This is a genomic window from Novosphingobium sp. (assembly GCF_049240505.1).
Lineage (GTDB): Bacteria > Pseudomonadota > Alphaproteobacteria > Sphingomonadales > Sphingomonadaceae > Novosphingobium.
This window is the reverse complement of sequence record NZ_JBMLSM010000090.1, coordinates 1-4796: the sequence shown is the minus strand read 5'-3', so window position 1 is coordinate 4796 and position 4796 is coordinate 1. Positions and strand designations below refer to the sequence as shown.

Here is a 4796-nt window from a genome sequence, read left to right as displayed (position 1 = left end):
ATCGTGCGCAGGAAGTTCAGCGGCGTGTTCACATAGCGCAGGTAGCTGTCGGCATAGGCTTCCTGATGCGATTTCACATGCTCGTTCAGGTAGTAGACGCCCAGCACACCCTTGAGCTTGTCGGCATCGAGCTTGAGCTGCAGTTCCTGGCTGAACTGGTGCTGGCGCGTGCCGACGAAAACGTCGCCCACTTCGGCGGTGGTGCCATCGATATCGACGAAGAAATCGGTCTTCAGCTTGCGATAGGCGGTGATCGAGACAAGCTGCAGCGCGTCGGACAGATCGACGTTCACCGTGCCCGAAACGCCCCAGTGATCGAGCTTTTGGCCTTCATCGTTCTGGAAGCTGGTCGAAGCCTTGTATTCCCACGGACCCGATGCCGGTGCGATGGTGAAGGGCGTGAGGCCGGTGAAGGTGGCGTTGTAGTTGAAGCCTACCAGCGGCGCAGTGGCCTGCCCCAGCGTGAGGGCGTTGCGCTGGCGGGTGTAATCGCCCGAAATCAGCACTTCGACCGTTTCGGAAGGCTGCGCACGCAGGATGGCGCGGCCCGAAAGGTTGTTGCGATCGTTGTAGCGATTGCCGGTGGCGGGATCGGTGACGATGCCTTCGCGGTCGTCATAGACGCCAGCGACCGAGAGCGCTAGCTTGTCTGCCACCAGCGGGGCCGAGACATAGCCCTTGGCGGTTACTTCCTCGTACTTGCCATAGGCGATCGAGGCTTCGCCGCGCAGGGTGTTGAGGTCAGGCTTTTTCGAGACGACGTTGACCGCGCCGCCGATGGTGTTCTTGCCATAGAGCGTGCCCTGCGGCCCGCGCAGCACTTCTACGCGCTGGACATCGAACAGGTTGAGCAGTGCGCCCTGAATGCGGCTGAGGTAGACGCCATCGACATAGACGCCCACGGCCGGATCGAAGGTCTGCAGCGCATCGGGCTGGCCGATGCCGCGAATGTAGAAGTTGGCGCTGCTGGCCGAACCGCGACCCTGCACGATGTTCACGTTGGGGATGGCACCCTGCACGGCAGAGAGATCGCGGCCGCCAACCTTTTCAAGCGATTCGGCGCTGACGGCAGAAATGGCGATTGGCACGTCGAGCAGGCGTTCTTCGCGGCGGCGGGCGACGACGAGGATTTCGCCGGAACCTTCGCTGACGCTGGCTTCATCGGCAGGCGTTTCCTGCGCAAGGGCAGGGACGGCGGGCAGCGCAAACAGCGCGGCAGTTGCGGCCAGGGCGGCGCGCGTGGAAATTCGGGTCATCGGTCAGGCTCCCTCTCGCGAACTTGGTTTGTCCGTACCACGCCCTGATATTGAAAGTTGAACCACCTTTCAACTTCTCGTTGTGAGGATCGACTTTCGTCGCTACGAATCGTGGCGATTTGGCAACAGCCGTTGGGCCACTGGGGCGGCGACCGTTGCGGGGAGGGATGAGAATGGGACAGGTCAGCGCAGCCAGTCCGGGCAAAGTGCCGCGCACGGCGCGCGGGCGCGAAACGCTGCGCCGCCTGCTGGATGCGGCGGCGGCAGAGTTCGGCGAACGCGGCTTTCACGAAGCGTCGATCAGCGGGATCACCCGCCGGGCGGGAACTGCGCTGGGCAGCTTCTATACCTATTTCGATTCGAAAGACGCGATCTTCACAGCGCTGGTCCGCGATATGTCTGCCCGTGTGGCAACAACCGCGGCGGCGGCGGTGAGTGAAGGATCAAGCGGTTTGCGGCGCGAACGCGAGGCGCTGGTCGGCTTTCTGCACTTTGCGCGCGAACACAAGGAAATCTACCGGATCATCGACGAGGCTGAATTCGCTGACCCGGAAAGCTACCGCGCGCACTACGAAGGCACCGCCACGCGCATCGCCGCGCGCCTTGCCGAAGGCGTGCGCGCCGGATCGGTGCGCGATGGCGAACAGGATGTGCGGGCATGGGCGATCATGGGCATGAACGTCTTCCTTGGCCTGCGCTTCGGCGTGTGGGACGATAGCCGACCAGTCGAGGAAATTGCCGAGATTGCTGCAGACTTGCTCGGGGACGGGCTTAGTCTGCGATAGACCCTTGCCGTTCAAGCCAACGCGCTCTGATCGCTTCTGAGCCTTCCCGGCTGCCGTCAGGGCTCCAGCCGGGCGGGCGGAGCAGGTAGGAGAGTTTGTGGCGGAAGGGCGCGCGCCAGATATCTGCGAACATGGCGCGCCATTCGTGGAAGGCGGCGTGGAGCAGATTGAAGCTGCCCAGTTGCTTCACCACGCCATAGCGGATCGAAATGTCATCGCGTTCGCGCTGGAAAGTGCCGAACAGGCGGTCCCACACGATCAGCGCGCCAGCGTAGTTGCGGTCGAGATAAAGCGGATTGGTGGCGTGATGGACGCGGTGGTGTGAAGGCGTGTTGAACACCGCTTCAAACCAGCGAGGCAGACGACCGACTGCTTCGGTGTGAATCCAGAACTGGTAGACGAGGTTGGCACCGCCTACGGTGATCAGCATTGCCGGGTGAAATCCGAGGAATGCGGGCCAGATGCGGAAGGCGAACGACAGAGCGAAAAAGCCTGTCCATGTTTGCCGCAGGGCTGTGGAGAGATTGTAGTGCTGGCTGGTGTGATGGTTGACATGGGAGGCCCAGAACCAGCGAACGCGATGGCCGGTGCGGTGTGCCCAGTAGTAATTGAAATCGTCGAGCACGAAGCAGGCGATCCAAGCCCACCAGACATTGGGCACTGTCATCACGCGATGATCGTAAAGCCACATGGCGGCGGCCAGCACCACGCCTGCGGTGAGCGCTCCGGCAATCGTGCTGCCAAGACCGAGCGCGAGACTGGTGAGCGTATCGCGCGGCTCGTATTTTTCAGGCGCGCGGCGCGCGGCCCACAGCATTTCGGCGATAACCAGCAGGACAAAGACTGGCACTGCAAATGTGACGATATCGATCGGCTTCATGATCGCAGCGCTCCCAACCGGCGCAGGCTGGCTGCCCAGACTTGCGCCTGATCGCCCAGATCAAGCGTGATCTTGCCGAAGCGGGGATCGTCGGTGGACAGGGTAAGGAAGCGGCCATCCAATCGCACGCCATCGTGGCTGGTAAGCTGGCGGGCGGCAAAGTGGCAGCCGTGCTGGCGGATCAGCAGAACGCGACCGTGCCGATCGCGCGCGATTGCGCCAATGCCTGCACGGTCGATGCTGAGCGTTTCGGGATCGAACCCGCACAGGGCTTCGTCAGCCAGTTCGCGGGCGTGTGCTTCTGATGCGATCCGAGGGTCACCGCCAAGTTGCAGTTTGCGGGCAAGCCATGCGAGCGCCAGAATAGCGGCGAGTGATGCCAGTGCCTGCAGGGTAAAGACCGCACCGGGCAGGCTTAGCAAAGGTTCAAGCGCGGTCATGGCGCTGCCCGCGCTCAACCAGCCTGGCTGGCCAGCATATCGACCGTCGCGCGGATCGGGCCGATATCATATCCCGCGCCCGCTGCCTTGGCTGCGATTTCATCGGGATTGATGCCGGAACGGGCCTGTGCCAGCGCCCATAGCAGGGTGGAGCGCGTGCCAGACCGGCAATAGGCAAGCACCGGCGCCTCACCGGCCTTGGCCAGCGCCTGCTGCATCGCTTCGACCTGCGGCATGGAAAAGCCCGCGTGCGAGACGGGAATGGCGATATAATCAATACCTGCTTCACGCGCGGCATTTTCGATGTCTGCACCGGGCGTCTGATCGTCGGCTTCGCCTTCGGGGCGATTGTTGACGATCAGGCCTATGCCAAGCGCCTTGGCATAGGCGACTTCCGCGATTCCGATCTGGGGGCTGGCGTAAGTCTTTTCATCGATCTTGCGGAACATCGCGCATTCTTTCTGCTGGTAATATCGTCTGTCGTTACGATGTGCTTGTGCCCAATGCGTGCTGCCGGGGCAAGATATCCGCTACGAGCAGGCCCTCCATTCGGAGAAAACTGGCTCTGCGATGAGGCACTTGGCACAAAAGCCACAGTTTTCGGGATGAAATGTGTCGACGTTGTCGATTCCGTTAGCGGTCCGGCTTTTTTGCTCTATAGTCTTGCCCGCAGAGGAACGTGCCAGCCATTCGGTTTGCCATCGATTCCCTCGTCGCGCCGCCGGCTCCCGCGTCCGGCTTGCGGTGCCGTGAAGGTTGGGGCGGATTGAAGGTCTATTGATTTCTATGGGTTTTGACAGAGGGCGGCGCGGTCGCGGCAGAGACAAGCGCGACGGTTTTGGCGACGAGGGCGGCTTTGATCCCTACGGCGGCGGTGGCGGCTTTGGCGGCGGCGGTTTTGGTGATCGCGGCGGCTTCGGCGGTGGCGACCGTTTCGGCGGCGGCGGAAATCGCGGTGGCTTCGGTGGCGGTGATCGCGGCGGCTTCGGCGGCGGTGACCGTGGCGGTTTCGGCGGCGGCGGTGGCGGCGGCTTCGGCGGCCCGCGCGGCGGCGGCGGTGGTGGCGGCTTCGGCGGCCCACGCGGCGGCGGTATGCCTGCCCAGGTGGTCGGCACCGGCAAGGGTGTCGTCAAGTTCTTCAATGGTCAGAAGGGCTTCGGCTTCATCTCGCGCGAAGACGGTGGTGAGGACGTGTTCGTCCACATCAGCGCGGTCGAGCGGGCGGGCCTTGAAGGTCTGGCCGAAGGGCAGACGCTCGAATTCAACCTCGTCGATCGTGGCGGCAAGATCTCCGCAGCCGACCTTCAGGTTGTGGGCGATGTGATCCCCGTCGCGGCAAAGCCTGCAAGTCCGCAGCGCGAGTTGACGGGTGAAAAGGCCACCGGCACGGTCAAGTTCTTCAACGCGATGAAGGGCTTCGGCTTCATCACGCGTG

Annotated in this window: 6 protein-coding genes; 2 read left to right on the top strand and 4 right to left on the bottom strand. The window is 62.9% G+C overall.

What is annotated here, in order from left to right; translation table 11 throughout:
• Positions 1 to 1256 (bottom strand): TonB-dependent receptor (locus ACOVQ0_RS07205; RefSeq protein ID WP_421882143.1); only part of this gene is annotated, 1256 nt, incomplete at its 3' end.
• Between the two features lie 173 nt (positions 1257 to 1429).
• On the opposite strand from ACOVQ0_RS07205, the gene ACOVQ0_RS07200 reads away from it, so the two are divergent.
• Positions 1430 to 2041 carry a TetR/AcrR family transcriptional regulator gene (locus tag ACOVQ0_RS07200; RefSeq protein ID WP_421882140.1) on the top strand — a complete coding sequence of 204 codons (612 nt, stop codon included), beginning with the start codon at positions 1430 to 1432 and terminating at the stop codon, positions 2039 to 2041.
• On the opposite strand, the gene ACOVQ0_RS07195 is transcribed toward ACOVQ0_RS07200, so the two are convergent.
• From ACOVQ0_RS07195 to ACOVQ0_RS07185, 3 genes are read right to left on the bottom strand one after another with little or no spacing between them, the layout of a single operon-like run.
• Positions 2028 to 2921, bottom strand: a complete 894-nt coding sequence (locus tag ACOVQ0_RS07195) for a sterol desaturase family protein (protein WP_421882137.1) — start codon at positions 2919 to 2921, stop codon at positions 2028 to 2030. The two genes, ACOVQ0_RS07200 and ACOVQ0_RS07195, sit on opposite strands and share 14 nt — an antisense overlap.
• Positions 2918 to 3361 carry a hypothetical protein gene (locus ACOVQ0_RS07190; protein ID WP_421882134.1) on the bottom strand — a complete coding sequence of 148 codons (444 nt, stop codon included), beginning with the start codon at positions 3359 to 3361 and terminating at the stop codon, positions 2918 to 2920. The genes ACOVQ0_RS07195 and ACOVQ0_RS07190 overlap by 4 nt, the downstream gene beginning before the upstream one ends.
• 14 nt (positions 3362 to 3375) lie before the next feature.
• Complete coding sequence (locus ACOVQ0_RS07185; protein ID WP_421882131.1) at positions 3376 to 3810, bottom strand: TIGR01244 family sulfur transferase; 435 nt, start codon at positions 3808 to 3810, stop codon at positions 3376 to 3378.
• A 337-nt stretch (positions 3811 to 4147) separates the two neighbouring features.
• Between ACOVQ0_RS07185 and ACOVQ0_RS07180 the strand changes: the two genes are divergently transcribed.
• On the top strand, positions 4148 to 4796 hold a 649-nt coding region (locus ACOVQ0_RS07180), incomplete at its 3' end, for a cold-shock protein (RefSeq protein ID WP_421882128.1).

Coding starts and splice junctions, on each gene's coding strand:
- ACOVQ0_RS07200 (WP_421882140.1), top strand. CDS start 1,430: ATGGGACAGGTCAGCGCAGCCAGTCCGGGCAAAGTGCCGCGCACGGCG.
- ACOVQ0_RS07190 (WP_421882134.1), bottom strand. CDS start 3,361: ATGACCGCGCTTGAACCTTTGCTAAGCCTGCCCGGTGCGGTCTTTACC.
- ACOVQ0_RS07195 (WP_421882137.1), bottom strand. CDS start 2,921: ATGAAGCCGATCGATATCGTCACATTTGCAGTGCCAGTCTTTGTCCTG.
- ACOVQ0_RS07185 (WP_421882131.1), bottom strand. CDS start 3,810: ATGTTCCGCAAGATCGATGAAAAGACTTACGCCAGCCCCCAGATCGGA.